Here is a 25258-nt window from a genome sequence, read left to right on the forward strand (position 1 = left end):
GTGCGAGGTAATCGCTTTCCGTGACAGAATGATGATGCCCCAGGAAAAAAAGCGCTTGAAACGCCGCGTGTCTCTCGAATGTCCGGAAGACGGATGCTGGCACATTGAAGGGATGTGTCGGGCTTTTGCAAAAAGGTTCCGGTTTTGCGCAGGTCTCAGGGAGCGGGATAGCGAAACCCCGCCTCTGTTTCATCACTTAGTGCTGGGTTTTCCCGATCAGACGCGACCGCAGGGAATTCGAGATGTGGTCGAACAGGAAAACCACGAAGAGAATGAGAAGGACCATATAAGCGACCTTGTCCCAGTCGGCATTGGTACCCATCGCTTCCAGCAGTTTCAAACCGATGCCGCCAGCGCCAACCGCACCGATGATCGTGGCGGAACGGGTATTGCTTTCCCAGAAATAAAGCGACTGGGAAATAAAGACCGGCAGGACCTGCGGAAGCACGCCGAAACGATTGACGGCAATGGGGGAAGCGCCAACCGATTTGACGCCCTCGCGCTGCTTGTCGTCAACATTCTCCAGCGCCTCGGCATAGACCTTGCCGAGCGCGCCGGTATCGGTGAAGAAGATCGCGGCAATGCCGGGGATCGGTCCCGGGCCGAAGCTGCGGGTAAAGAACAGCGCCCAGATCAGCATGTCGATCGAGCGGAGGAAGTCGAACAGACGCTTCATGCCCCAGTTGGCGGCCCTGTTGGCGGTGATATTGCGTGCGGCGAGAAAGGCGAGCGGCAGGGCAACGAGCGTGCCGAACAGCGTGCCCACAAAGGCCATCACCAGCGTCTGCATCAGCTTGGAAAGAATATCGGCGTGCTGCCAGACACCATTGTCGAGGAAATCATCGACCATGTGGCTGATGTTGGAGCGCGTGGGATCGAGCCTTTCCCCCCACAGCGCCAGCGCGGCAAGGTCGCCGTAGCCCTTGCCCCAGAATTCCGATTTGGTATCGAACAGGAAGTTCGCCCACCCGAGGAACCGCCGCTGCACGTAAACCTGACTGGTGCGGATTTCCGCCTGTCCGGCAAAACCGTAATGCACGAGAACCTTGTTGCCGTCCTGCGTGATCTCTTGCGGCAGGACCTCAGGCGCCAGAGCCTTGTCGCCATTGATGACGACGGGATAGTTCTTGCCGTCGACATAGACGTCCACCCGGGTCGGCGTTACGTCGAGACGGTTTTGCGTGCCCGCATAAACAACGCTGTAGCCACCATCCGGCAAGGGTTGCAGCCAGTCAATCGGCGCATCGGTGGGATATTGCATGCGGCTTGACCACTGGGGGTTCACCTTGCCGTCTTCGAAACGAAGGCGTGGCTGGGCCCGCCAGGAATACCAGTCCTGAATGTAGCTCGAAGCGCGATCCCATCGGCCCTGCATGAAAGCGGGGCCGACATTGAAGAAGAAAAAGCAGGCGGTGAGATAGACGAGGACGGCGACAATACCGGTCAGCAGGCCGTATCGCTGCATGAAACCGCGATTGAAAATTGCGGGATGTGCGGCCGTCAGCCTCTCGCGGTCTGCGGTATTGAGAATGAAGCTGGACGACATCAGGCCGCTCCCCGTCCGAATTCGAAGGATTGATGGCCGATCAGCCTGCGGCGCAACCAGCTGGAAAACTGGTCGACAGCGATGATGGTGATCAGCAGCAGGATGATGATGGCATAGGTCTTGGAGGCGTGATCGTTACCGATCGACAGCCGGAAGACCTCGCCAATGCCGCCACCACCAACGGCGCCGATGATGGTCGAGGCGCGCACGTTGATTTCGGCACGCAGCAAGGCGTAGGATACGAAATTGGGCAGGACCTGCGGCACGATGGCAAAGCGCACCCGCTCCAGCCAGTTGGCACCCGCGGCACGGAGACCTTCATCCGCCTTCATGTCGGCATTTTCCACGACTTCGAAGAATAGCTTCCCCAGAGCCCCGATGGTGTGCACGGAAATCGCGATGATCGCCGCGATCGGCCCGATCGATAAGATCGCAGTCAGCAATCCGGCGACGACGATCTCCGGAAAGGCGCGCAGGATCTCCATTACCCGGCGTACCACCCAGCGCACGAGGCCGGCACCGATAAGGTTGGTGGAGGCAAAGAAGCACAGCACAAAGGCGAAGGTCGTGCCTATTATCGTCGAGACCAGCGCGATGTTGAGCGTGATGATCAGCTGATAGATGAAATGCGGTATGTAGAAACCGTTGGTGATGTAAACGCGATCCGCGACATAGTTGTATTTCAGCGAACCGTTGTCATAGGGCGACGGCAGGTCGAACATCGCCCGGAAGACCTCCAGGGGACTATCCGGCACGAATGTTTTCATGAAGTCGAAAAAATATGGCAGGCGCTCGAAGAACTTGCCCGAATTGGCCTCATTGGCGAAATTCAGTGAGGCGGCAAGGACGATGAGGAATATAACGAGCGACATAACGGTATAAATCCGCCGTGTCCTAAGCTGCTGTTGATAATGACGCATCACCGTTCGGGACGATGCGCTCAATCCCTCGGGCGTGAGGGTACCATGTTGCAGTGTGGTCGCCATGCCGCTTTCCTTTATTGGCAAAAGCGGCGATGCCGCAAGGCACCGCCGCTTCTGGATATGATCTGAGGATCAGCCGCCGATAACGGACTTACGGGCGTCGATGATCGTCTGGTAGAAAGCCGGGTCGACCTTGATGTAGGCAGTGTTCTTGCCCTGGGTGTAACCCTGGAAGCAGGCGAGATCCTTCTTCGGCAGTTCCATGAAGAAGTCTTCGACCTTCTGCTTCATGCTGTCACCGATCTTGTTGGCAACGAGAAGCGGACCGTTCGGGATCAGCGGGGACTTCCAGACCTGAACGATATCGTCCATGTCGAGGTTGCCCTTCTTGACCATCTGGTGAAGGTTGCCGCCGGAGTAGCCTTCTTCCCACTTGCCGACGCCCGAACCGAATGTCGTGCCGACGTCGAACTTTTTATCGAGAACGGCGAGAACAAGGTTCTCATGGCCGCCGCCGAAGCCGGTTTCGGAGAAATATTCCTTGACCGGAACGCCGGTTTCCTTCGGGATCGATACGTTCGGGACGAGGAAGCCGGAGGTGGAGTCAGGGTCGGCGAAGCCGATCTTCTTGCCCTTGGCGTCAGCCAGAGACTTGATGCCGCTGTCCTTGCGGGCAACCATGATCGTGTAGTAGCCGCTGGAACCGTCAGAGCCGGTATAGGTCAGGATCGGATCGACGGCCTTGGGATCGGCAATGGCGATCTTGGCGTAGGAAGAAGCGCCCATGGAGGCAATGTCGATGGTGCCGCCGAGCAGGCCCTGGATAACGCCGTTATAGTCCGGCGACGGGAAAACCTGAACTTCGGAAACGCCGGTTGCAGCCTTGAGGCCATCGGCAACGCACTTCGTGTTGCGGATCTGGTCGGCTTCATTTTCCGAACCGTCGAGACCGATACGTAGGACCTTGACGTCCTGAGCCATGGCCGAACCGGCCAGAACGCCAAGGGCGACTGCCGAAAGAAGGATTTTCTTCAACATGGACTTTCTCCTGTTTCCCGGCGAGCCGGAGTTTGTTGTGAAGTATCGGCCCTTGACGCGGGCGCAAACGATGCTGAGCGGTTCCTCAGAGCCCGGCGAGAGCCAGCGGTTCGGGACCGGCAGATTGCTGAACCGGACGCGCGGCAAGCTGCGCGCCGGGAATATTGATGCTGGTCGAGGTCATGGTCTCGTCGATGCCGGCGCCGTGTGAATCCGTGCCGTAAATCTCCGTGACCGCCGCCGCCGTCAGTTCGGCGGGCGTTCCGTCGAAAACGACTCGACCCTGCGACATGCCGATGATGCGTTCGCAATAATTGCGCGCCGTATCCAGCGTATGCAGATTGGTGATGACGGTGATGCCTTCACGCTCGTTGATGTCGCGCAGGGCGTCCATGACGATCTTGGCGTTCAGGGGATCGAGAGAGGCGATCGGCTCGTCTGCGAGAACCATCTTCGGAGACTGCATTAGTGCCCGGGCGATAGCGACGCGCTGCTGCTGGCCGCCGGAAAGCGTGCCCGCCGCCTGCATGGCTACGTGCTCGATGCCGAGCCGCTCGAGGGCGGCAATCGCCATCAGGCGCTCTTCATCCGTGAAGATGTTGAAAAGGCTGAGCACGGTCGAACGGTGGTTCAGGCGGCCGAGCATGACATTGGTGAGCACGTCGAGACGCGGCACCAGATTGAACTGCTGGAAGATCATCGCGCAGTCGCGCTGCCAGTTACGCAGGGCGGCACCCTTCAGCGACGAGACTTCCGTGTCGTTGAAATGAATGGAACCCGAGGAGGGATCGACGAGGCGGTTGATCATGCGCAGCAGCGTTGACTTTCCTGCGCCAGAACGTCCGATCACGCCAACCATCTGGCCTTGCGGAATTTCCACATTCACGGAATCGACCGCAGTGTGGTTGCCGAAACGGCGCGTGACTTGCTTCAGGTGAAAGCTCATTTCCCCGTCCAATCTTCTTCTGATGGGGTTCGACCTAACAGCGGTGCGTGAAGCGTGAATGTCAGTTTGATGAAGAAAATATTACAGAATGCGCAGATAAGGCGTGCGCGTAGTCGCCTGCGAACCTTTTAGTAGTCGTGCCAAGGGCTTGAAGCCCGCGCTGTGTCTCGCAGACATGGTTAGGGAGACCCCGGAGCATGACCCCGGAATCTGCAGTTTCTTCGGTGTGGGGCGATTTACCCGGCGTATTTCGCCACGAAATCCTCGGCGGCGAGGGTGCGGAAATCGTCCAATGCGCCGCGCAGCGTTGCGTGGTCCCAGTCCCACCATTTGAGATCGTCCATGCGCCGGCCAAGGTCCGCCGGGAAGCGGTTCCTGATCAGCCGGGCGGGTACGCCGCCGACGATGGTATAGGGCGCAACGTCTTTCGACACGACCGCACCGGCCCCGATTACCGCACCGTTTCCGATTGTGACGCCTGGCAGGATGGTCGCGCCATGGCCGATCCAGACATCGTGGCCGATCACCACGCGCTTGGCGCGGCGGGCGGCGAAGAAGTCATTTTCATCTTCGGCGTCGTCCCAATAGCTGCGGGCACGGTAGGTGAAATGGTGAAGTGTGGCGCGCGACATCGGATGATTGGTGGCGTTGATGCGGACGGATGCGGCGATGTTGACGAATTTGCCGATGGTGGCGCACCAGATCGCACCGTCCTGCATGACATAGGAATAGTCGCCCATCTCCACTTCCTCGATGCGGCAGCGTTCCGAAATTTCGGTATAGCGGCCGATCGATGAATTGGTGACGCGGGCACTTTCGTGGACAACAGGTTCGAGACCGACCTTCACACTCATGCCGCTGCCTTCCGGGGGGAGAATTGCGAGACATCCAGAACGCGATCGGCCACGGCTTCCCGCACTTCCTCGTCATGGAAAATACCGAGCAAGGCGGTCCCTTTGCGCTTCTTTTCGGCGATCATCTCCACGACCACCCGTCGGTTGGCGGCATCCAGGGATGCGGTCGGTTCATCGAGAAGCAGGATCGCGTGATCGGTGATGAAACCGCGTGCGATGTTGACGCGCTGCTGCTCGCCGCCGGAAAAGGTTGCTGGCGGCAGCGACCACAGTTCCCGTGGCAGGTTGAGTTTCGAAAGCAGAACGGCTGCCTGCTCGCGGGCCTCTTCCGCGGCAACCTTGCGCGCAAAAAGCGGCTCGGCGACGACGTCGATCGCCGGAACGCGCGGCACGGTGCGCAGAAACTGGCTGACATACCCGATGGTGCGATGGCGAATCTCGAGGATGGTGCGCGGCGAGGCGCTGCCCATGTCGATGACCTGATCCTCGTGGCGGATGAGGATCTGGCCGCTGTCGATGGCATAATTGCCATAGAGCATTTTCAGGATCGAGCTTTTGCCGATGCCGGACGGGCCGCCGAGCACGACACATTCACCGCCGGACACGGAGAAACTGACATCGCGGACAACAGGCAGTTCGATGCCATCGCGAAGATGCATGGTGAAGCTTTTGAAGACTTCCGAAACGATAAGGGGCGTCGGCATGGCGTCAAACCTGCAAAATGGAGGAAACAAGCAATTGCGTGTAGGGTTCGCGCGGATCATCCAGCACCCGGTCTGTCAGACCGTGTTCGATGACGTCACCACCCTTCATCACCATCATGCGATGGGAAAGCAGCCGCGCGACCGCCAGATCATGGGTGACGACGATAACGGCGAGGCCGAGATCGTTGACGAGACCACGCACGAGATCGAGCAGGCGTGCCTGCACCGAGACATCGAGGCCGCCGGTCGGTTCGTCCATGAAGACGAGGCGCGGTGAGGTCACCAGGTTGCGGGCAATCTGCAGACGCTGACGCATGCCGCCGGAAAAGGCGCGCGGCTGGTCGTCAATGCGGTCTGTGCCGATTTCCACCCGCTCCAGCCACTCGCTGGCTGATTGCCGGATATTGCCGTAATGCCGGTTACCGACAGCCATAAGCCGCTCGCCGACATTGGCGCCCGCCGAAACCGCCATGCGCAGTCCATCCGCTGGGTTCTGGTGCACGAAACCCCAGTCTGTCCGCATCAGGAAACGCCGTTCGGCCTCGCCCATATGATAGAGGTCTCGCACCGAGCCATCGCGCATGCGATATTCCACGCTGCCAGCCGTCGGCACGAGCCGTGTGGAAATGCAGTTGAGAAGCGTGGTCTTGCCGGAGCCGGATTCACCGACGATTGCCAGAACCTCGCCCGGATAAAGCTCGAAGGAGACGTTGCGGCAACCGGCGCGGTCGCCGTAATATTTCGAAACGTCCCTGACTTTCAGAAGCGGTGCGTCGCTCATTCTGCGGCCTCCTTCACATCCGCCAGCAAATGGCCCTTGTGGCCATGGGCGCGGCGGTCTTCGCAATGGTCGGTATCGGAGCAGACGAACATCCGCCCGCCCTTGTCGTCCAGCACCACCTCGTCCAGATAGACATTCTCCCCGCCGCACAGCGCGCAGGGCTTGTCGAAGCTCTGGATTTCAAACGGATGATCCTCGAAATCCAGGCTGACGACATCCGTATAGGGTGGCACGGCATAGATGCGCTTTTCGCGCCCGGCCCCGAACAATTGCAGGGCGTCCGACAGGTGCATTTTCGGATTGTCGAATTTCGGGGTCGGCGAGGGGTCCATCACATAGCGCCCCGCAACCTTCACCGGATAGGCATAGGTGGTGGAGATACGGCCGTTGCGGGCGATATCCTCATAAAGCTTGACGTGCATCAGGCCGTATTCCTCCAGCGCATGCATGACGCGGGTCTCGGTCTCACGCGGCTCGAGGAACCGCAAGGGCTCGGGAATGGGAACCTGATAGACAAGGACCTGCCCCGAATGCAGTTCTTCTTCGGGAATGCGGTGCCGCGTCTGGATGATGGTTGCATCCTTGGTGCGGGTGGTGACGGCGACATCAGCGACTTTCTGGAAGAAGGCGCGGATGGAAACGGCGTTTGTGGTGTCGTCAGCGCCCTGGTCGATAACCTTCAGGACATCGTCTGGCCCGAGGATGGCGGCGGTCACCTGCACACCGCCGGTGCCCCAGCCGTAAGGCATGGGCATTTCACGGGAAGCGAAGGGAACCTGATAACCGGGAATGGCAATTGCCTTCAGGATCGCCCGGCGGATCATCCGCTTGGTCTGTTCGTCCAGATAGGCGAAGTTGTAGGCAGCCAGCCCGTCGTCGAATGAAACTTCTTTAAGCATTGCGCGTTAACCTTGCGAAAAAAGGAGTACAAGCTCATGGAGATTGGAATTCTTGCAGCCGTGTTCTTTGCCGCTTTTGCAGCATTGACCGTCTTTTGCGCCTATTGGTTCGGCGAGCAGCACAGTCGCTGATTTATTCGGCGGCATCGCTCATCCATTCCCCGGCATGGGTGTCGGCCGCGTCGAAATCGGCGCGCATCTTGCGCACCAGGCCCAGTTCGGCCTGAAAATCCACGTAATGCGGCAGTTTCAGATGTTCGACAAAGCCTGTCGCCTGCACATTGTCGGCGTGTGAGATGACGAATTCCTCATCCTGCGCCGGAGCAACCACATCCTCACCGAATTCACCGGCGCGTAGCGCACGGTCGACCAGCGACATGGCCATCGCCTTGCGCTCGCTCTGGCCGAACACCAGACCGTAACCGCGGGTGAATTGCGGAGGTGCCTTGGCAGAGCCCTTGAACTGGTTGACCATCTGGCATTCGGTGACCTTGATGTCGCCGAGCGATACGGCAAAGCCGAGTTCGGGGACATCTAGCTCGATCTCCACCTCGCCGATGCGGATTTCGCCGACGAAGGGGTGTGTACGGCCGTAACCGCGTTGCGTGGAATAGGCGAGCGCCAGAAGAAAACCCTCGTCGCCGCGTGCAAGCGATTGCAGGCGCAGGTCGCGCGCCATCGGAAACTCTATCGGTTCGCGTGTCAGATCGCCGGCAACGTGGTCATCCGGCATGTCGCCGTCACTTTCGATCAAGCCTTCTTGGGCGAGAATGTCGGATACGCGCATGACGTATTCTGTCTCGCCTTCACGGATGGCAGGGATCTCGACAGCTCCGTCCTCCAGCAGCGAGGGATCAAGCAGGCGGTGGGTGTAATCGAAGGTCGGTCCCAGCAATTGCCCGCCAGGCAAATCCTTGTAGGTCGCCGAAACGCGCCGTTGGACCGTCATCTTCGCAGTATCCACGGGAACAGAATAGCCGAAACGGGGCAGGGTCGTGCGGTAGGCGCGCAGCAGGAAAATCGCTTCTATCATGTCGCCGCAAGACTGCTTGACGGCAAGGGCGGCCAGCGACTGGTCGTAAAGCGAAGCCTCCGCCATGACCCGGTCAACGGCGAGCGAAAGCTGCGAAACGATCTGCGCCACCGTCATGGCGGGCAGGTCGCGGTCTCCGCGCCGCTTGTCGGCCAGAAGCCGGTGGGCGTTGGCGATGGCGGTTTCCCCGCCTTTGACAGCAACATACATCTTATGCCTCCACGGGTTGAATGCGCGTCGTGCGCGGCAGGCAGACGAATTTGTCGCCAGCCGTCAGGATGACGTCGATGCCGCGCGGGAAGATGGCGTTGTTTTCCGTCCATAGCCTCGGGAATATGTCCGGCAGGCCGGATGGGCTGATGATGTTGATATGGCGGATGCCGGGGCCGGACAGCAGCAGTTCCCGTCCGCCGTCAAGATCGGGCAATTCAATGATGACCGTCGTGGAACGGTCGGGGTATTCCTGACTGCCCTGGGCAAAGAGACCGAAAGAGGCAATTGCGCTTCCCGCCTCAATGACGGCGAAATGCGCCGCGCTTTTTTCCTCTGTTGTAACCGCCCCGGTGTGAAATCCGATCCATCCCGGCACCGTGGTTTTGCGTAGCGCGCCGCTCAGCCAGACCGGCGTGTCATGGTCGCAAAGTGCAAGAAGAACGGCGCCGCTGGCCGCACCAAGCGGCAGCGGCGGGGCAACTGTTGTTTCGATCGTTTGCGCTGTGCCTGGCCGGGCCATGCCGTCCATGAGCTTCTTGAAGATTCGCTGTGAATCGAAAACGGCGTCGGAAAAACCGCCCGTCAATGCTTCCGCTTTCACGCCCATCAATCCTCTCCTCGAACCATGGTGAAGAAATCCACACGAGTTGCGGCTGTTTCTTTCGTTTTCCGGTCTTTCTCCTCGGCCAGTCTTTTTTCGACCGGTGAAAGAAGCTCGGTCTCGATGAAGCCGCGTGTCGGGTTTTCCTGCCAGAGCGCATCGAAAACCGCAGCGTACCAGGCCTTCTTGCGACCGGTGCCGAGCACATGCGCATGGCCGACGGTGCCGGATGCAAGCTTCACGGTTGCCCGGGTCACGGTGGTTTCGCCCAGATTAAAAGGCGCACCGCCGCCGCCTATACGGCCCTTGACCATCACGAGGCCGGTTTCAGGCCCCCGCACGTTTTCCGTCTGCGGGCTGGCATCCTGCCGGCTCCAGACCGCCTCAAGTTCCTGAACGGTGGCGCGGGCAAGAAGTGCTGCCACCCGTTTCCTTTCCGCATGTAAATTCGCAGCTTCGTTAATCATCGCTTGACCTCTAATGTCTATTGATATAGACAACTATACAATATAAGTTACAATTAACGTCGATGAATGACAAGCGTGTGACATGAGCCCTTCGGCAGCGATGAAAAGAAAGAACGGCGTGGCGCTCTGGCGACAGATCGCCGACAGGATCAGGGGCGAGATCGCAGCGGGCGATCACGACGAAACCGGCATGTTGCCGCCAGAAATGACGCTGGCCGAAAAATTCGGTGTCAACCGCCATACCGTCAGGAGCGCCATTGCCGCGCTGGCAAGCGAAGGCATTCTCGAGGCGAGGCAGGGGCGCGGCACGATGATTGCGCGCAAGGAACGACTGAGCTTTCCGATTTCACTGCGCACGCGGTTCACGGCCGGTATCAGCGATCAGGTGAAGGATATGCAGGCGCTGCTTCTTTCCCACACCACCGAGCCGGCAAATGCCGACCTGGCGGCACGGCTGCAATTGCAGCCGGGTGCGCCGCTTGTGCGTCTGGAAACCCTGCGAAAGGCCGACAGCCGGCCGGTTTCCTGCTCGACCACGTGGTTTCCGGCGGACCGTTTTTCAGGGATAGGGGAAGCCTATCAAAAAAGTGGGTCGATCACCGCCGCCTTCGAAATGCTGGGCGTCGCGGATTATGTGCGCATCTCTACCGTCATTTCCGCGAGCCACGCTGATACGCAGGATCTGGCCGATCTCGAATTGTCGCCGGGCGCAATACTGCTCGTCACCCAGGCGCTGAACGCGGATATGGACGGCATTCCCGTGCAATATGCCATCAGCCGGTTCTCGGCAGATACGGTTGAGTTTACGGTGGAAAATTAAGGCGCAGACATAGACTGAAGCGTTATTCTGCCTGCGAAAGGCCGAGAACATCCAGCATGGAATAGAAGCCCGGCTTCTTGTCGAAGGCCCAGACCGCCGCCGCAATCGCGCCGCGTGCGAAGATGGAGCGGTCGCCGGCGTAGTGGGAAAGCTCGACGCGCTCTCCCTCGCCAGCGAAGATCACCGAATGTTCGCCGATCACCGAGCCGCCGCGCAGCGTCGCAAAACCGATTGTGCCTGCTTCACGCGCACCCGTATGCCCGTCACGCACGCGAACGGAGGAGGTGGCGAGATCGACCTTGCGGCCCGCTGCCGCCGCTTCGCCGAGCAGCAACGCTGTCCCGGAGGGCGCGTCCACCTTGTGTTTGTGGTGCATTTCAAGGATTTCGATATCCCAGTTCTGCGCATCCAGTGCCTTGGCGGCCTGCTGCGTCAAAACGCTGAGCAGATTGACGCCGAGGCTCATATTGCCCGATTTGACGATGCGGGCATGGCGTGACGCTGCCTTGAATTTTTCCTCGTCGCCCAGTGAGCAACCTGTAGTGCCGATGACGTGCACGATGCGGGCCTGCGCGGCGAGACCGGCGAAAGTGACGCTGGTTGCAGGCGAGGTGAAGTCGATTACCCCTTCCGCATGCAGGAATGCCTGCAAGGGATCGCTGGTGATCTCGACGCCGATTGGTCCGAGACCGGCAATCTCGCCGGCATCGCGGCCAACAAAAGCAGACCCTTCGCGCCCGACGGCGGCATGCAGCGTTACACCCGGCGTCTGGTGAATAAGGCGGATCAGCGCCTGTCCCATGCGGCCCGCCGCACCAACCACCACCAGTTTCATATCGCTGCCGCTCATGCCTTCACTCACTTTTCACGTCCTGCCGTTCAAAGTCGCCATTCAATAGACTGACCCATATCTCACCGACGTTAAAGACCGCCCGCCCGCTTCGCAAGCCTGTCCCAAGCGCCGATCAGGCTCTCCAGCGCCGCCCGTCGAGTGAAAGGCCGAAATCCGAAGGGGTGCGCGCGTAGGTGGCGAGACCGGAAAGAGCCGCCTGTGGATGGGTAACGACGAAGGTGGGAATGCTGCGCATCAGGGCACTGTGCGGCGCCTTGTCTTCGAACGCCGCCCGGAATTCAGGGCTTTTCAGCGCCGGAACGATTTTCTGCGAAATGCCACCTGCGAGATAGACACCGCCCTTGGCCATGAAGATCAGGGCAAGGTCACCCGCCACACGGCCGAGATAGGTGCTGAAAAGCGAAAGCGTCTCTTTCGCCTGCGGGTTCTGGCCCGAAAGCCCCTGCGAGGTTATGTCGGCCGGATCGGAAAAGATCGGCTCGATGCCATCGGCGGTGCAGATGGCCCGGTAAAGATTGACCAGCCCGCGCCCGCAAAGGATCTGTTCGCCGGCGACACGGCCTTCGATGGTCTCGATATGCGGAAAGACCGCATAGTCACGCGCGCTTCTGGGGCCGATATCGATATGGCCGCCTTCGCCGGGCACTGGAAACCACATATGTCGGGCGTAAACCAGACCGGCAACGCCAAGGCCTGTGCCTGGTCCGAGAACGACGCGCGATGCCAGCATGTCTTTTTTGCCGGAACCGATAGAATCGCGGTTGTCGTCGTCGAGCGCGGCAATAGCCAACGCCTGCGCCTCGAAGTCGTTGATGACGATGACGTCCTTCAGGCCGAGTTTGGCCAGCATATCCTTCGGCTTGACGACCCAATGGCAGTTGGTCAGCGGAATTTCGTCGCCTTCGATGGGGCCGGCGATCGCAAGGATGGTTGAGACGGGCTGAAGCGAGGTCTTGTCCAGAACCGCCTGCTGGATGGCGTCGTCAATTGTCGGATATTCCGCTGTTTTCACGGTGGTGAGGTGCACCGGTTCCGCAAAGGAATCGATCAGAATGGAAAAGCGGGCATTGGTGCCGCCGATGTCGCCAAGAAGGATCGGAAAGGAAAGATATTCGGTATCGGACGTCTTCGGCATTACCTGTTCCATGTTGGCGCGTCATTCGGCGAGGTTGAAGTCGATCAGGTTTTCTGCGGTGGCGCGATTGAGCGCCATGGGAATATCGTAAACCGTGGCAAGCCGCGTCAGCGCCTTCACATCCACATCATGCGGCATCGCCGTCAGCGGGTCGGTGAAGAAGATAAGCATATCGACCTCACCGGTCGCGATCATCGCACCGATCTGCTGGTCCCCGCCAAGTGGGCCGCTTTTGAGGCGGATGACGCTGAGTTCGGGGCAGGCTTCCTGAACGCGCCCGCCTGTGGTGCCGGTGGCGACGATCTTGAAGCCGGAAAGCACCTTTTGGTGATGACGCGCAAAATCCGCCATATCGTCTTTTTTCTCGTCGTGAGCGATGAGTGCGATACAGCGTTGTCCTGCCATGTCCCCAGCCTGTTCCCGTAAAGAATTAAATCGATTTGAAGCCTTCTATAACAGCTTGCCCCCATTTGAAAAGGGAAGCTGTTTAATGCCGCATTTCTGTTTCAGTTCAATGTCGGGCGCTGGGTCGGAAGCGGAATATCCGCAGGTGGCTGAATGGCCGGAGCGTTCTGGATGATCTGTTCCACGCCTTGCTGGCGCACGGCCTGGGCCGGGGAATATGCCTGTGCAGCAAAACCTTCCGTATTGGCGGATGGGGCGGCGGCCACGGCGGCACAGGCTGCGGGCAGATCGGAGACCATGACCTGACGGGGTTTCACCGGCTTGGCATTGGGGTCTTTCTTCGGCGGCGCCCATGGTTCCTTGGTGAACCACCAGGCCAGCGACTTGTCGCAACCGTCACCTTTGCCAACTTCGGCCTGAGGTTTGCAGTTGGGCGCGCCGGGCGGGCATTCCAGCCGGATGTGGAAATGTTCGTCGTGACCGTAGATTGGCCTGATCTTGCCCATGAAGGTGCGGTCACCGGTCCATGTCTGGCAGAGTTTCTGCTTGATTGCCGGGTTCACGAAGACCCGCTCCACCTGCGGATAGCTCGCTGCCATCATCACCAGCCGTGCATTGAGCGGCGACCATTTGCGGTCATCGACCGTCAGGAACTTGGACTTATCAAGCATGGAAATGAAAGGCAGCGTCTCGCGCTGCTGCACCGTCAGTCTCGGGTTCGGCATGGGCCGCCACCACACATCGACATCGAGGCCGATCTGGTGCGAGGCATGGCCTGTCAGCATCGGTCCACCGCGCGGCTGTGAGATATCGCCGAGCAACAGGCCCGGCCAGCCGATTTTCTGTGCATCCTGCGAAAACCGCTCGAGGAAGGAAATGAGCTGCGGTTGACCCCAGTTGCGATTGCGGGAAAGGCGCATGGCTTGCCACGTCGGGCCATCCGCGGGCATGGCGATGGCGCCGGACTGACATCCCTTTGCATAGGAGCCGATCGGCTGGGAGCTATTCGCAGATGGCAGGTCGATATGGCCGAATACTTCTTTCGCGGGCCTGTCCTCGGCCGATGCGATTTGCGTCTGCAACTGGAGCGCCGAAACGACCGAAATCGCCAGCATGGCCGCCTTGAAAACTCTGGATGATCCCGCCGTCATATATTCGTGCCCGTTCCGACTAAATGATTCTCTCGCCCCTCAGGATAAACTGGATCGGGATTTTGTTGAAACCATGTTTCAAGCCGCCCGCACCAAGGCATGCGAATAAAGGCCTCAATAAAGAGCTTGTGAGCCGGAGCATCTGTTTTTTGCCAATGTTTGTTTTATGCTCTCTTCTACAAACACGAAAACAGGGAACGTCCCGAATGAAATTGGCACCGCTGAAATCCCGGCTTCTCGTCGCTCTTGCGGCCTCCGCCATGCTGATGCCGGCGGCCGCCTCCGCACAGTCTGCGGAGGTGTGGCGAAAGGGAATCTCGACGGTCGGGGAATTGAAGCATCCCGACGGGTTTGATCATTTTGACTATGTGAACACCAAGGCGCCAAAAGGCGGCACGCTACGCCTGTCGACGTCGGGAACCTTCGACACGCTCAATCCGCTGCTCGCCAAGGGTGAGGCGGCCACAGGTCTTTCGCTGGTTTTCGACACTCTGATGAAATCGACGGAAGAGGAACTCTCGGCCTCCTACGGCCTCCTGGCCGAGGGCGTGACCTATCCCGACGATATCTCCAAAGCCACCTTCCGGCTGCGCGCGGAAGCAAAATGGGCCGACGGCAAGCCGGTGACGCCGGAAGATGTCGTCTTCAGCTTTGAAAAAGCCAAAGATCTCAGCCCGCAGCTTGCGACCTATTACACCCATGTCACCAAGGCTGAGGTGACGGGTGAAAGGGACATCACCTTCACCTTCGATGAAAAGAACAATCGCGAATTGCCGCAGATCGTCGGGCAGTTGCTGATTGTTCCCAAACACTGGTGGGAGGGCGTTGGTCCGGATGGCAAGCCGCGCGACATATCGCGTGGCACGCTGGAGCCGGTGATGGGGTCTGGCCCGTATAGAATAGCGTCGCTGTCTCCCGGATCGACGATCACCTATGAGCGACGTGACGACTATTGGGGCAAGGACATCAATGTGAATGTCGGCCAGCACAATTTCAAAACAATCGCCTATACCTTCTTTGCCGATCAGGACGTCGAGTTCCAGGCTTTCAAATCAGGCACAGTCGATTTCCGGCAGGAAGCTTCTTCCAGCCGCTGGGTCACTGGTTATGATTTTCCGGCCGTCAAGGATGGCCGCGTCAGAAAGGAGGAATTGCCGAATATCTACCGCTCCGTCGGCATCATGCAGGCCTTCGTGCCGAACATGCGGCGGGAGAAGTTCCAGAACCCGAAACTGCGCAAGGCGCTTAACTATGCTTTCGACTTCGAAGAGCTGAACAGGACGCTGGCTTACGGTCAGTTTCAGCGCATCAACAGCTTTTTCATGGGCAGCGAGCTCGCCTCTTCCGGGCTGCCGACCGGTCGTGAACTTGAAATTCTTCAGGAGTTGAAGGATCAGGTTCCGCCGGAGGTCTTCACCACCGAATATAGCAATCCCGTCGCGGGTGAACCCGCCAAACAGCGTGACAATCTGCGCGAGGCGGTCAAGCTGATGAAGGAGGCCGGTTATGAGTTGCGCGGCAACCGCATGGTCAACGCGGCGAGCGGGCAGCCGCTGGATATGGAGTTTCTGATCGATTCCTCCGGCATGGAAAGAACCATCCTGCCCTATGTCCAGAACCTGAAGAAGATCGGCGTCAACGCGACCATCCGCACCGTCGATGCCTCGCAATATACCAACCGTACCCGCAGCTTCGATTTCGACGTGGCCGTCAAGCTCTGGGCGACGTCGGCAAATCCTGGAAACGAACAGGCGGATTTCTGGGGTTCGGCGGCGGCCGACCGGCAGGGCTCCAACAATCTCGCCGGCATCAAGAACCCCGCCGTCGACGCTTTGGTCAGGAAGGTCATATTTGCGCCCAACCGGGATGAGCAGGTGGCCGCCGCGCGGGCGCTTGACCGGGTGCTTCTGGCAAACAGCTACGTCATACCGCAATTTTATCGCGGCGAGATGTTCATCGCTTACTGGAACACGCTCATCCGTCCGGAAAACCTGCCGCAATACGGCGTCGGTTTTCCGGAAGCATGGTGGTCCAGCCAGGCCGCGAACTGACGCCGCGCTTGCTTTCGCGCCGAAGGCTTGATTCACATAGGGCGAGACGAATCGCTTGGATCGCGCAAGGCAGCGCTTTCAGGAAAGGACCGGGTTTGACAGAAACGAAAACCGCTGACGTATCGGCCGGGAGCAAAGGCTGATGGGCGCCTATATTCTCAGACGTCTGGCGCTGATGATCCCGACCATTATCGGCATTATGGGCATTTCGTTTCTTGTCATCCAGTTCGCGCCGGGCGGGCCGGTGGAACAGGTCGTCGCGCAACTGACTGGGCAGGGCGACAGCGCCTCCGACCGCCTCTCCGGCGGCGGCGATCTTATGGGCCAGTCCGGCGGTTTCGATGAAAGCGGCTCGAAATATCGCGGTGCGCAGGGCCTTGATCCGGAGCTGATCGCCAAGCTTGAGAAACAGTTCGGTTTCGACAAGCCGCCGCTCACCCGTTTTCTCGAAATGATGTGGAATTACATACGCTTCGATTTCGGCGACAGCTTCTTCCGCAATTCCTCGGTCATCGATCTTATCATCGACAAGCTACCGGTCTCGATGTCGCTCGGCTTCTGGATCCTGATCATCTCCTACATGATCTCCATTCCACTCGGCATCAAGAAAGCCGTTTCCGACGGCTCGACCTTTGATATCTGGACATCAGGCATCATCATCATCGGTTATGCCGTTCCGAGCTTCCTGTTCGGCATTCTTCTCATCGTGCTTTTCGCCGGCGGATCGTTCTTCGACTGGTTCCCGCTGCGCGGTCTGGTATCGGACAATTTTGACCAGCTGAACTGGTGGCAGAAGATTATCGACTATTTCTGGCACCTGACCCTGCCGCTGATCGCGCTGTCGCTTTCGGCTTTCGCGACGACGACGCTTCTGACGAAGAATTCCTTCATCGACGAGATCAAGAAGCAATATGTCGTGACCGCCCGCGCCAAGGGCCTCAGCGAACGCAAGGTTCTTTATGGTCACGTCTTCCGCAATGCGATGCTGATCGTGATCGCCGGTTTTCCGGGCGCCTTCATCTCGGCATTCTTCACCGGCTCGCTGCTGATCGAGAATATCTTCTCGCTGGATGGCCTAGGCCGCCTCGGTTATCTCTCGGTCGTCAATCGCGACTACCCGATCGTGTTCGGCACGCTCTTCATCTTTTCGCTGATGGGCCTCGTGGTCAGCCTCCTATCCGACCTTATCTACACATGGATCGATCCGCGCATCGATTTCGAGCGGAGGGACGTGTGATGACGCTTTCCCATACCGCCGCAACGGAAACGTTGGTAAAGCCGAAGCGCCCGTGGTTTTCACCAACCACCAAGCGCCGCTGGCAGAATTTCAAGGCAAACCGGCGCGGTTACTGGTCCTTCTGGCTGTTCCTGATCCTGTTTTTCCTGAGCCTGATTGCGGAATTCATCGCCAATGACAAACCCATTTTCGCTTCCTACAAGGGCGAATTTCTGGTGCCGGTCATGGTCGATTATCCGGAGGAAAAGTTTGGCGGGTTCCTTGCCCAGACTGACTACAAATCCTCCTTCATTCAGGACGAGATCAACGCCAATGGCTGGATGATCTGGCCGCCGATCCGTTATTCCTATCAGACGGTCAATTCCAACATTCCGCATTCCGCGCCCACGGCACCCTTCTGGCTGATGGATGAAAAGGACCGTTGCTCTGCCTATCCGCAGGGTAATGCCGATCCCGGCTGTACGCTCGGCAATCTCAATTGGCTCGGAACCGACAATCAGGCACGCGACGTCACGGCGCGGATGATCTATGGCTTCCGTATTTCCGTGCTTTTCGGCCTGACGCTGACGATCGCTTCCGCCCTCGTTGGGGTGACTGCCGGCGCCATCCAGGGTTATTTCGGCGGCTGGACGGACCTGCTGTTGCAGCGTTTCATTGAAATCTGGTCATCCATGCCAGTGCTTTACATCCTGCTGATCATCGCGGCTATTCTGCCGCCGGGTTTCTTCGTGCTGCTTGGCATCATGCTGCTGTTTTCATGGGTCGGCTTCGTAGGCATCGTGCGGGCGGAATTCCTGCGTGCCAGAAACTTCGAATATGTCCGCGCCGCCCGCGCCCTTGGCGTCGGCAACTGGACAATCATGTTCCGGCATCTCCTGCCAAACGCCATGGTGGCAACACTGACCTTCCTGCCGTTCATCCTCTCCGGCTCGATCACCACTTTGACCTCGCTCGATTTCCTCGGCTTCGGCATGCCGCCGGGATCGCCGTCGCTGGGCGAGATGATCGCGCAGGGCAAGAACAATCTTCAGGCGCCCTGGCTTGGCCTCACGGCCTTCTTTACCATGTCCATCATGCTGTCGCTGCTGATCTTTGTCGGCGAGGCTGTGCGAGACGCCTTCGACCCACGCAAGACGTTCCGGTGATCGCCATGATGGAAACAAAGACCCAGCCGCTTCTCTCCGTCCGTGATCTCTCCGTTGCCTTTCATCAGGGTGGCGCCACCAGCATCGCCGTAGATCATGTCTCCTTCGACCTGATGCCGGGCGAAGTTGTCGCCCTAGTCGGGGAATCCGGCTCCGGCAAATCGGTCACGGCGAACTCCATTCTCAAATTGCTGCCCTATCCGGCGGCGAGCCATCCTTCGGGCAAAATCCTGTTCGACGGGAAGGATATGCTGACCCTGCCGGAACGCGCGTTGCGCGCTGTTCGCGGCAACGACATCACCATGATTTTCCAGGAGCCGATGACCTCGCTCAACCCGCTCCACACCATCGAGCGGCAGATCGGCGAGATTCTGGAGCTGCATCAGGCAATCACCGGCGCTGAAGCGCGGGCGCGCACGCTGGAACTGTTATTGCAGGTGGGAATCCGCGAGCCGGAAAAGCGCCTGAAGGCCTATCCGCATGAATTGTCCGGCGGCCAGCGGCAGCGCGTGATGATCGCCATGGCGCTTGCCAACCGGCCGAAACTGCTGATCGCCGATGAACCCACGACCGCACTCGATGTAACCGTTCAGGCGCAGATCCTTGAACTGCTGAGCGACCTCAAAAACCGGCACGGCATGTCCATGCTGTTCATCACCCACGATCTCGGCATTGTCCGTAAGTTTGCCGATCGTGTTTGCGTGATGACCAAGGGAAAGATCGTCGAGACCGGCACGGTGGAGCAGGTGTTTACCGATCCGCAGCATGCCTATACCCGCCATCTTCTGGCTGCCGAACCCAAGGGCGAGCCGCCCCTTTCCGATGCCAGCAAACCTGTCGTCATGCAGGGCGACGACATAAAGGTCTGGTTCCCGATCAAGGCGGGGCTGATGCGCAAGGTGGTCGACCACGTGAAGGCGGTTGACGGTATCGATATTACCCTGCGCGCCGGACAGACGGTTGGCGTCGTGGGCGAATCCGGCTCCGGCAAAACGACACTCGGTCTCGCCCTCTCGCGTCTGATCGCGTCTGAGGGGCGTATCAGTTTCATCGGTCAGTCGATCGACAGCTATTCCTATGAAATGATGAAGCCGCTCAGAAATCGGCTTCAGGTGGTGTTTCAGGATCCTTACGGTTCGCTCAGCCCACGCATGTCGGTGGGCGAAATCGTCGCCGAGGGTCTGAAGGTACATGAGCGGCAACTTTCCGCCGATGAGCGGGATACCCGTGTCGCCCAGGCGCTGGAAGAAGTCGGCCTCGACCCGGCGACGCGCTGGCGCTATCCGCATGAGTTTTCCGGTGGCCAGCGTCAGCGTATAGCCATTGCCCGCGCCATGGTGTTGAAGCCGCGTTTCGTCATGTTGGACGAGCCCACATCGGCGCTCGACATGAGCGTGCAGGCACAGGTGGTCGATCTCTTGCGCGATCTTCAGGCCCGCCACGAACTCGCCTATCTCTTCATCAGCCACGACCTGAAGGTAGTTAAAGCGCTTGCCAACGACGTAATCGTCATGCGCAACGGCAAGGTGGTGGAGAGCGGCCCGGCAGCGGAGATATTCGCTGATCCGCAACAGGAATATACCAAGGCCCTGCTGGCTGCTGCTTTCAATATCGAGGCAGTCGAAACCAAAGCGGTGAGCCAGTAACAGGCGCATTGCTGTTTCTATTAAGACGATGATTTTTCTGTTGCTTTGCGCAAAATGCCGACCCATGTTGCGGGGACGAGATACGCAAACGGATTGAATGCCATGGCAGCGGATGTGATCGTTTTGGGGGCGGGGATCATCGGGGTCTCCGTCGCTTTGCAACTGGCCCGCAGGGGCAAATCGGTGGTGCTGGTGGACCGGCGGGGACCGGGTGAGGAAACCTCCTTCGGCAATGCCGGACTGATCCAGAGAGAGGGTGTCGTTCCCTACGCCTTCCCGCAGGAAGTTAGCCGGCTTCTCCGCTATTCCCTGAACAACAGCATCGATGCCCGTTATCATCTCTCGGCCCTACCCAGGATCGCGCCTTTTCTTGGCCGCTACTGGTATAATTCTGCGGCCACGCGCCACGCAGCAATTACGCGCGCCTACGCGCCACTGATCGAGCATTCGGTCTCCGAACACAGCATCCTTATCGATGAAGCCAAGGCCGGCGATCTAATCGTGAAAAACGGTTGGATGGAGGCCTACAGGACCGCCGAAAGGCGGGATGCAGACTTTGCTTTCGCGGAACGACTGGCGCGCGACCACGGCATCTCCCACACGAAACTCGATGGGGCGGAACTCGCCGCGGCGGAGCCGCATCTCAGTCGGGATTTCGTCGGCGGTTTGAAATGGAACGATCCATGGTCGGTGCGCGATCCACATGCGCTGACGCTCGCCTATGTCAAACTGTTCGAGAGCCTTGGCGGAACCTTTGTCCGGGGTGATGCATCGACGCTCAGCCAGACGACAAGTGGTTGGACGGTACGCACCGAAACCGGGGCGGTGGAGGCCGAACATGCCGTTGTCGCACTAGGCCCCTGGGCGGATACGGTGACGGAACGGCTGGGTTACCGCTTCCCGCTCGGCGTCAAACGCGGCTATCACATGCACTATGCGCCGCAGGAGGGCACCAAGCTCAACAACTGGCTGATCGACGCCGAGCGCGGTTATTTCCTCGCGCCAATGCGAAAGGGCATCCGCCTGACGACCGGCGCGGAATTTGCCGAACGCGATGCGCCGAAATCTCCTGTACAGATCGAGCGGGCGGAACGGGTGGCCCGCACCGTCTTTCCTCTGGGCGGCAGGCTGGATGCGGAACCCTGGATGGGCGCGCGTCCTTGCACACCGGATATGATGCCGATCATCGGCAAGGCGCCGCGCCATAGGACATTGTGGTTCTCGTTCGGTCACGCCCATCACGGCCTGACACTCGGGCCCATCACCGGCCGTGTGCTGGCGGAAACCATGCTGGGAGAAACGCCGGTCATCGCCATCGATGCCTATCGACCCGAAAGGTTTAATCCCTAGATCCTGATGAACTGAAGTCATCTCTGGCGAAAACCGTGCACACTTTCCGCCATCCCGCTCTGATGGCCGAATCCGCTGGCCTTCCCGCGGCGGGCCACGTAACATGAGCTTATCCAAAGGGAAAAGGGGCAAGCGTCATCATGACGGCGAGGTTTCTCATCTATCAACAGCAGGACGATTTTCGTTAGCGAAGCGCTTCTGCGCGCGAAACAGAAGAGAAACGGCCTGCTGGTGCATGATGGATGATATTGAAAAAGCAAAGAAATTTTTCGACGATAACCCTGATATCGAAATTCTCGAAGCCTTTGTCATAGACGCGAACGGCGTGCCGCGCGGCAAATGGATTCCGCGCGAAAGGGCGATTGACGTTCTTGAAAAGGGAATGGCGATCCCACGCTCGGTCTATGCGCTGGATATCTGGGGCCGCGATGTGCATGCCGCAGGCCTCGCCGAAGGGACGGGCGATCCGGACGGGTTCTGCTTTCCTGTCCCCGGCACGCTGTCTCGGGTGACATGGCTTGGCCGGCCGACCGCGCAAGTCCTGCTCGCGATGAAAAATCCGGATGGAACCGGGTTTTATGGCGATCCGCGCAATGTTCTGGCACGGGTGCTGGAAGCCTACAAAAAGGCCGGCCTCACGCCGGTCGTGGCAACCGAACTCGAATTTTACCTGATCGACCCGGTTCGCTCTGCGCTCGATCCGGTGCGTCCGCCGCACAGCCGCGAAGGCCGGTGGCATACCGGCCAGACACAGGTTCTGTCGATTTCCGAATTGCAGGATTTCGAGGATGTCTTCCATGATATCGCCACCGCATGCAGGGCGCAGGGTGTTCTTGCCGATACGACGCTGCGGGAAAACGGCCCCGGCCAATATGAAATCAACCTCAATCACGTGCCGGACGCGTTGCGGGCCGCCGATTTCGCTGTCTTCCTGAAACGTATCGTCAAGGGTGTGGCGCGGCGGCACGATCTCGACGCCACCTTCATGGCGAAGCCCTACGGGTTGCAGGCCGGCAATGGCATGCATGTGCATTTTTCCGTTCTCGATAGTGACGGCAGGAATATCTACGCCGGGGAAAACGGCCCATCGGACGCGCTGATGCATTCGGTCGGCGGCCTTCTGGAAAACATGGGGGAGAGCATGGCGATCTTCGCTCCCCATGCCAATTCCTATCGCCGCCTGACGCCCAGCGAACATGCGCCCACCTATGCCTCCTGGGGCATAGACAACCGCTCGGCGGCGGTGCGCGTTATCACTGCCAGCAAGGCCGCAACCCGCATCGAACATCGTGTCGCAGGCGCCGATACCAATCCCTATCTTGTTGTGGCGATGATCCTGAGTGCTGCCCTTGCCGGCATGAAGGAAAAACGCCAGCCGGGCGGCGCGATTTCCGGGGACAGCCACGCTATCAATCACGAACCTCTGCCCACCAACTGGGACTATGCATTGCAGCGCTTCACGCGTTCGAGTTTCGCCTATGCGACGCTCGGCCAGCGTTATCGCACGCTGTTTTCCGCCTGCAAACAGCAGGAACTTTCCGAATTTTCCCTGCGCGTAACCGACGTCGAATATGACGCCTATATCAGAACGGTGTGAGATGGCTGAGGTGACGACTATTCCCAATCCCGGCCACACATCCTCCTGGTATGCGGCCTCCGCCAATGTCAAATCCGTGCGGCCCACGCTTGAAGGCGCAATGGAAGCGGATGTCTGCGTCATCGGTGGCGGGTTTACCGGCATTTCCGCAGCACTCGAACTTTCCGAACGCGGCTATTCCGTTATCGTGCTGGAAGGCGTGCGGATCGGCTTCGGCGCCTCGGGGCGCAATGGCGGCCAGATCGTCAATGGCTATAGCCGCGACCTTGAAACAATCGCCAGTCGTTATGGCCACGACAAGGCGGTGAAACTCGGCGAAATGTCGCTGGAAGGCGGGGCGATCATCCGCAGCCGCATTGCGAAATACGCTATCGATTGCGATCTCGTCGATGGCGGTTTCTTTGCGGCCTTCACGACGAAACAGATTCGCGAGATGGAGGCCCACAAGGCCCATTGGGAAAAACACGGCCATGGCGGGCTTGATATGGTCTCCAAAGCCGATGTCGGAAAATACGTGCGGACCGATCGTTATGCCGGCGGCATGATCGACCGTTTCGGCGGCCACATCCATCCGCTCAATCTGGTGCAGGGGGAAGCGGCGGCGGCCGAAAGTCTCGGTGCGCGCATATTCGAAAATTCGCGGGTCATTTCGCTGGAGCAGGGCGTAAACCCTGTCGTGCGCACGGCGACGGGCAGCGTGAAGGCGAAATATGTTCTCGTCTGCGGCAACGCCTATCTCGGCAAGCTGCTGCCGGAAATCGGCGACCGGATGATGCCTGTCTCAAGCCAGGTCATGGCGACAGAGCCGCTTGAGGCCGATCTGATCGAGGAACTCCTGCCAGCCAATTATTGCGTCGAGGATGCCAATTATATTCTCGATTATTATCGCCGCACCTCCGACAACCGCCTGCTTTATGGCGGTGGTATCGGTTATGGCGGCAGCGATCCGGCGGATCTGACCGGGGTGATCCGTCCGAACATGCTGAAGACTTTCCCGCAACTGGAAAAGACGAAGATCGATTTCGCCTGGAGCGGCAATTTCGCGCTGACGCTGACGCGCATCCCGCATATGGGCAAACTGTCGGACAATGTCTATTTTTCGCATGGCGACAGCGGCCACGGTGTCACCACCACGCATCTGCTCGGCAAGATATTGGGCGAGGCCGTTGCAGGCCACGCCGAGCGTTTCGATGTCTGGAGTTCCCTGCCGAATTATCCGTTCCCGGGCGGTAAGACGTTCCGCGTGCCGCTGACCGTGCTTGGTGCATGGTGGTACGGCCTGCGCGACAGGCTCGGATTTTAAAAAGCCACCGCTTTCAGGCCCGAAAGTGCGTTTGCGGTAATTTCCTCCGGCGTGGCGTCGATGCTGACGGTTACGACGCCGGGTTCGCCGGTCGGCACTTCCAGCGTGGCAAGCTGGGTCTGGAGCAGCGAGAGCGGCATGAAGTGGCCCTTGCGTTCGCCCATGCGCCTGCTGAGAAGTTCCAGGCTGCCGTCGAGATAGACGAAAGCGAGCGGGCCGCCGGTAGCCTCGCGAAGGCGGTCGCGGTAGATTTTCTTCAGCGCCGAGCAGGAAACGACGACACCGTTATTTTCGTTTCCCTTGCGCAGTTCTGCGCCAATCAGATCGAGCCAGGGCCAGCGATCTTCATCGGTCAGCGGAATGCCCTCTGACATTTTCTCGACATTGGATTTCGGGTGAAGCTTGTCGCCCTCAATAAAGGCAATGCCCAGTTTTTCCGCCAGTTCCTCTGCGACCGTGGACTTGCCAGAGCCGCTCACTCCCATCACGACGATTGCCTTTGTCACCCGAACCTCGAATGTTTCTGTTTCGACGGTCAGCCCCTAACATGCGCGGCGGAT

General features: G+C 59.2%; 24 protein-coding genes. 8 read left to right on the forward strand and 16 right to left on the reverse strand.

The window, feature by feature from the left end; translation table 11 throughout:
* Positions 1 to 196: 196 nt before the first annotated feature.
* The 11 genes from phnE (CRP02_RS26380) to phnG all read right to left on the reverse strand — a co-directional run bounded on the left by phnE (CRP02_RS26380) (position 197) and on the right by phnG (position 10005).
* Positions 197 to 1546 (reverse strand): phosphonate ABC transporter, permease protein PhnE, encoded by a 1350-nt coding sequence (phnE, locus tag CRP02_RS26380; protein WP_097172713.1) that lies wholly within the window; start codon positions 1544 to 1546, stop codon positions 197 to 199.
* Positions 1546 to 2532, reverse strand: a complete 987-nt coding sequence (gene phnE, locus CRP02_RS26385; protein ID WP_013635271.1) for a phosphonate ABC transporter, permease protein PhnE — start codon at positions 2530 to 2532, stop codon at positions 1546 to 1548. Before phnE (CRP02_RS26385) ends, phnE (CRP02_RS26380) begins: the two co-directional genes overlap by 1 nt.
* Before the next feature lie 69 nt (positions 2533 to 2601).
* The gene (gene phnD, locus CRP02_RS26390) at positions 2602 to 3507 is read right to left on the reverse strand and encodes a phosphonate ABC transporter substrate-binding protein (protein WP_003514479.1); all 906 of its coding nucleotides are present in this window, start codon (positions 3505 to 3507) and stop codon (positions 2602 to 2604) included.
* An 85-nt stretch (positions 3508 to 3592) separates the two neighbouring features.
* On the reverse strand, positions 3593 to 4453 hold the full coding sequence (gene phnC, locus CRP02_RS26395; RefSeq protein WP_003514481.1) for a phosphonate ABC transporter ATP-binding protein: 861 nt from the start codon (positions 4451 to 4453) through the stop codon (positions 3593 to 3595).
* 236 nt (positions 4454 to 4689) lie between these two features.
* Positions 4690 to 5307, reverse strand: a complete 618-nt coding sequence (locus CRP02_RS26400; protein ID WP_097172714.1) for a DapH/DapD/GlmU-related protein — start codon at positions 5305 to 5307, stop codon at positions 4690 to 4692.
* The gene (gene phnL, locus CRP02_RS26405) at positions 5304 to 6011 is read right to left on the reverse strand and encodes a phosphonate C-P lyase system protein PhnL (protein ID WP_003514486.1); all 708 of its coding nucleotides are present in this window, start codon (positions 6009 to 6011) and stop codon (positions 5304 to 5306) included. The genes CRP02_RS26400 and phnL overlap by 4 nt, the downstream gene beginning before the upstream one ends.
* Positions 6012 to 6015: 4 nt before the next feature.
* Complete coding sequence (gene phnK / locus CRP02_RS26410) at positions 6016 to 6792, reverse strand: phosphonate C-P lyase system protein PhnK (RefSeq protein ID WP_003514488.1); 777 nt, start codon at positions 6790 to 6792, stop codon at positions 6016 to 6018.
* On the reverse strand, positions 6789 to 7691 hold the full coding sequence (locus CRP02_RS26415) for an alpha-D-ribose 1-methylphosphonate 5-phosphate C-P-lyase PhnJ (RefSeq protein ID WP_003514490.1): 903 nt from the start codon (positions 7689 to 7691) through the stop codon (positions 6789 to 6791). The genes phnK and CRP02_RS26415 overlap by 4 nt, the downstream gene beginning before the upstream one ends.
* 133 nt (positions 7692 to 7824) lie before the next feature.
* Positions 7825 to 8934 (reverse strand): carbon-phosphorus lyase complex subunit PhnI, encoded by a 1110-nt coding sequence (locus CRP02_RS26420; RefSeq protein ID WP_097172715.1) that lies wholly within the window; start codon positions 8932 to 8934, stop codon positions 7825 to 7827.
* A gap of 1 nt (position 8935) precedes the next feature.
* Entirely contained in the window at positions 8936 to 9544 is a 609-nt protein-coding gene (gene phnH, locus CRP02_RS26425) for a phosphonate C-P lyase system protein PhnH (RefSeq protein WP_179784139.1), read from the reverse strand.
* Positions 9544 to 10005, reverse strand: a complete 462-nt coding sequence (phnG, locus tag CRP02_RS26430) for a phosphonate C-P lyase system protein PhnG (RefSeq protein ID WP_097172717.1) — start codon at positions 10003 to 10005, stop codon at positions 9544 to 9546. Before phnG ends, phnH begins: the two co-directional genes overlap by 1 nt.
* A gap of 82 nt (positions 10006 to 10087) precedes the next feature.
* Between phnG and phnF the strand changes: the two genes are divergently transcribed.
* The gene (gene phnF, locus CRP02_RS26435) at positions 10088 to 10825 is read left to right on the forward strand and encodes a phosphonate metabolism transcriptional regulator PhnF (protein WP_097172718.1); all 738 of its coding nucleotides are present in this window, start codon (positions 10088 to 10090) and stop codon (positions 10823 to 10825) included.
* 22 nt (positions 10826 to 10847) lie between these two features.
* Here phnF and dapB read toward each other — a convergent pair whose 3' ends face one another.
* The 4 genes from dapB to mepA form a co-directional block, all read right to left on the reverse strand.
* On the reverse strand, positions 10848 to 11675 hold the full coding sequence (gene dapB / locus CRP02_RS26440) for a 4-hydroxy-tetrahydrodipicolinate reductase (RefSeq protein WP_097172719.1): 828 nt from the start codon (positions 11673 to 11675) through the stop codon (positions 10848 to 10850).
* Positions 11676 to 11790: 115 nt separating this feature from the next.
* Complete coding sequence (locus CRP02_RS26445; RefSeq protein WP_065703630.1) at positions 11791 to 12813, reverse strand: glucokinase; 1023 nt, start codon at positions 12811 to 12813, stop codon at positions 11791 to 11793.
* A 21-nt stretch (positions 12814 to 12834) separates the two neighbouring features.
* Positions 12835 to 13218 carry a methylglyoxal synthase gene (locus CRP02_RS26450; RefSeq protein WP_097101128.1) on the reverse strand — a complete coding sequence of 128 codons (384 nt, stop codon included), beginning with the start codon at positions 13216 to 13218 and terminating at the stop codon, positions 12835 to 12837.
* A gap of 101 nt (positions 13219 to 13319) precedes the next feature.
* Complete coding sequence (mepA, locus tag CRP02_RS26455; protein WP_013635279.1) at positions 13320 to 14369, reverse strand: penicillin-insensitive murein endopeptidase; 1050 nt, start codon at positions 14367 to 14369, stop codon at positions 13320 to 13322.
* Positions 14370 to 14575: 206 nt separating this feature from the next.
* On the opposite strand from mepA, the gene CRP02_RS26460 reads away from it, so the two are divergent.
* From CRP02_RS26460 to CRP02_RS26490, 7 genes are all read left to right on the forward strand, one after another.
* On the forward strand, positions 14576 to 16420 hold the full coding sequence (locus CRP02_RS26460; protein WP_097172720.1) for an extracellular solute-binding protein: 1845 nt from the start codon (positions 14576 to 14578) through the stop codon (positions 16418 to 16420).
* Between the two features lie 142 nt (positions 16421 to 16562).
* The gene (locus CRP02_RS26465; RefSeq protein ID WP_003514512.1) at positions 16563 to 17657 is read left to right on the forward strand and encodes a microcin C ABC transporter permease YejB; all 1095 of its coding nucleotides are present in this window, start codon (positions 16563 to 16565) and stop codon (positions 17655 to 17657) included.
* Positions 17657 to 18802: an ABC transporter permease gene (locus CRP02_RS26470; protein WP_097172721.1), complete on the forward strand. Its 1146-nt coding sequence runs from the start codon at positions 17657 to 17659 to the stop codon at positions 18800 to 18802. Before CRP02_RS26465 ends, CRP02_RS26470 begins: the two co-directional genes overlap by 1 nt.
* A 5-nt stretch (positions 18803 to 18807) precedes the next feature.
* Positions 18808 to 20448 carry an ABC transporter ATP-binding protein gene (locus CRP02_RS26475; RefSeq protein ID WP_034501848.1) on the forward strand — a complete coding sequence of 547 codons (1641 nt, stop codon included), beginning with the start codon at positions 18808 to 18810 and terminating at the stop codon, positions 20446 to 20448.
* 102 nt (positions 20449 to 20550) lie between these two features.
* On the forward strand, positions 20551 to 21798 hold the full coding sequence (locus tag CRP02_RS26480; protein ID WP_097172722.1) for an NAD(P)/FAD-dependent oxidoreductase: 1248 nt from the start codon (positions 20551 to 20553) through the stop codon (positions 21796 to 21798).
* Between the two features lie 235 nt (positions 21799 to 22033).
* A complete protein-coding gene (locus tag CRP02_RS26485; protein ID WP_003514517.1) occupies positions 22034 to 23395 on the forward strand; it encodes a glutamine synthetase family protein in 1362 nt (453 codons plus the stop codon).
* Position 23396: 1 nt separating this feature from the next.
* Positions 23397 to 24698 (forward strand): NAD(P)/FAD-dependent oxidoreductase, encoded by a 1302-nt coding sequence (locus CRP02_RS26490; RefSeq protein ID WP_179784140.1) that lies wholly within the window; start codon positions 23397 to 23399, stop codon positions 24696 to 24698.
* Here CRP02_RS26490 and CRP02_RS26495 read toward each other — a convergent pair.
* Positions 24695 to 25183 (reverse strand): gluconokinase, encoded by a 489-nt coding sequence (locus CRP02_RS26495; protein WP_174002304.1) that lies wholly within the window; start codon positions 25181 to 25183, stop codon positions 24695 to 24697. The two genes, CRP02_RS26490 and CRP02_RS26495, sit on opposite strands and share 4 nt — an antisense overlap.
* Positions 25184 to 25258: the final 75 nt, after the last annotated feature.

This window comes from Rhizobium sp. AN5, assembly GCF_900215255.1.
GTDB classification, from domain to species: Bacteria; Pseudomonadota; Alphaproteobacteria; order Rhizobiales; family Rhizobiaceae; genus Agrobacterium; species Agrobacterium tumefaciens.

Coding starts and splice junctions, on each gene's coding strand:
- phnF (WP_097172718.1), top strand. CDS start 10,088: ATGAGCCCTTCGGCAGCGATGAAAAGAAAGAACGGCGTGGCGCTCTGG.
- phnE (WP_097172713.1), bottom strand. CDS start 1,546: ATGTCGTCCAGCTTCATTCTCAATACCGCAGACCGCGAGAGGCTGACG.
- phnC (WP_003514481.1), bottom strand. CDS start 4,453: ATGAGCTTTCACCTGAAGCAAGTCACGCGCCGTTTCGGCAACCACACT.
- CRP02_RS26490 (WP_179784140.1), top strand. CDS start 23,397: ATGGCTGAGGTGACGACTATTCCCAATCCCGGCCACACATCCTCCTGG.
- CRP02_RS26445 (WP_065703630.1), bottom strand. CDS start 12,813: ATGCCGAAGACGTCCGATACCGAATATCTTTCCTTTCCGATCCTTCTT.
- dapB (WP_097172719.1), bottom strand. CDS start 11,675: ATGAGCGGCAGCGATATGAAACTGGTGGTGGTTGGTGCGGCGGGCCGC.
- CRP02_RS26470 (WP_097172721.1), top strand. CDS start 17,657: ATGACGCTTTCCCATACCGCCGCAACGGAAACGTTGGTAAAGCCGAAG.
- CRP02_RS26465 (WP_003514512.1), top strand. CDS start 16,563: ATGGGCGCCTATATTCTCAGACGTCTGGCGCTGATGATCCCGACCATT.
- phnD (WP_003514479.1), bottom strand. CDS start 3,507: ATGTTGAAGAAAATCCTTCTTTCGGCAGTCGCCCTTGGCGTTCTGGCC.
- CRP02_RS26475 (WP_034501848.1), top strand. CDS start 18,808: ATGATGGAAACAAAGACCCAGCCGCTTCTCTCCGTCCGTGATCTCTCC.
- CRP02_RS26460 (WP_097172720.1), top strand. CDS start 14,576: ATGAAATTGGCACCGCTGAAATCCCGGCTTCTCGTCGCTCTTGCGGCC.
- phnL (WP_003514486.1), bottom strand. CDS start 6,011: ATGCCGACGCCCCTTATCGTTTCGGAAGTCTTCAAAAGCTTCACCATG.
- phnE (WP_013635271.1), bottom strand. CDS start 2,532: ATGGCGACCACACTGCAACATGGTACCCTCACGCCCGAGGGATTGAGC.
- phnH (WP_179784139.1), bottom strand. CDS start 9,544: ATGGGCGTGAAAGCGGAAGCATTGACGGGCGGTTTTTCCGACGCCGTT.
- CRP02_RS26450 (WP_097101128.1), bottom strand. CDS start 13,218: ATGGCAGGACAACGCTGTATCGCACTCATCGCTCACGACGAGAAAAAA.
- CRP02_RS26495 (WP_174002304.1), bottom strand. CDS start 25,183: ATGGGAGTGAGCGGCTCTGGCAAGTCCACGGTCGCAGAGGAACTGGCG.
- mepA (WP_013635279.1), bottom strand. CDS start 14,369: ATGACGGCGGGATCATCCAGAGTTTTCAAGGCGGCCATGCTGGCGATT.
- phnK (WP_003514488.1), bottom strand. CDS start 6,792: ATGAGCGACGCACCGCTTCTGAAAGTCAGGGACGTTTCGAAATATTAC.
- phnG (WP_097172717.1), bottom strand. CDS start 10,005: ATGATTAACGAAGCTGCGAATTTACATGCGGAAAGGAAACGGGTGGCA.
- CRP02_RS26415 (WP_003514490.1), bottom strand. CDS start 7,691: ATGCTTAAAGAAGTTTCATTCGACGACGGGCTGGCTGCCTACAACTTC.
- CRP02_RS26400 (WP_097172714.1), bottom strand. CDS start 5,307: ATGAGTGTGAAGGTCGGTCTCGAACCTGTTGTCCACGAAAGTGCCCGC.
- CRP02_RS26420 (WP_097172715.1), bottom strand. CDS start 8,934: ATGTATGTTGCTGTCAAAGGCGGGGAAACCGCCATCGCCAACGCCCAC.
- CRP02_RS26480 (WP_097172722.1), top strand. CDS start 20,551: ATGGCAGCGGATGTGATCGTTTTGGGGGCGGGGATCATCGGGGTCTCC.
- CRP02_RS26485 (WP_003514517.1), top strand. CDS start 22,034: ATGATGGATGATATTGAAAAAGCAAAGAAATTTTTCGACGATAACCCT.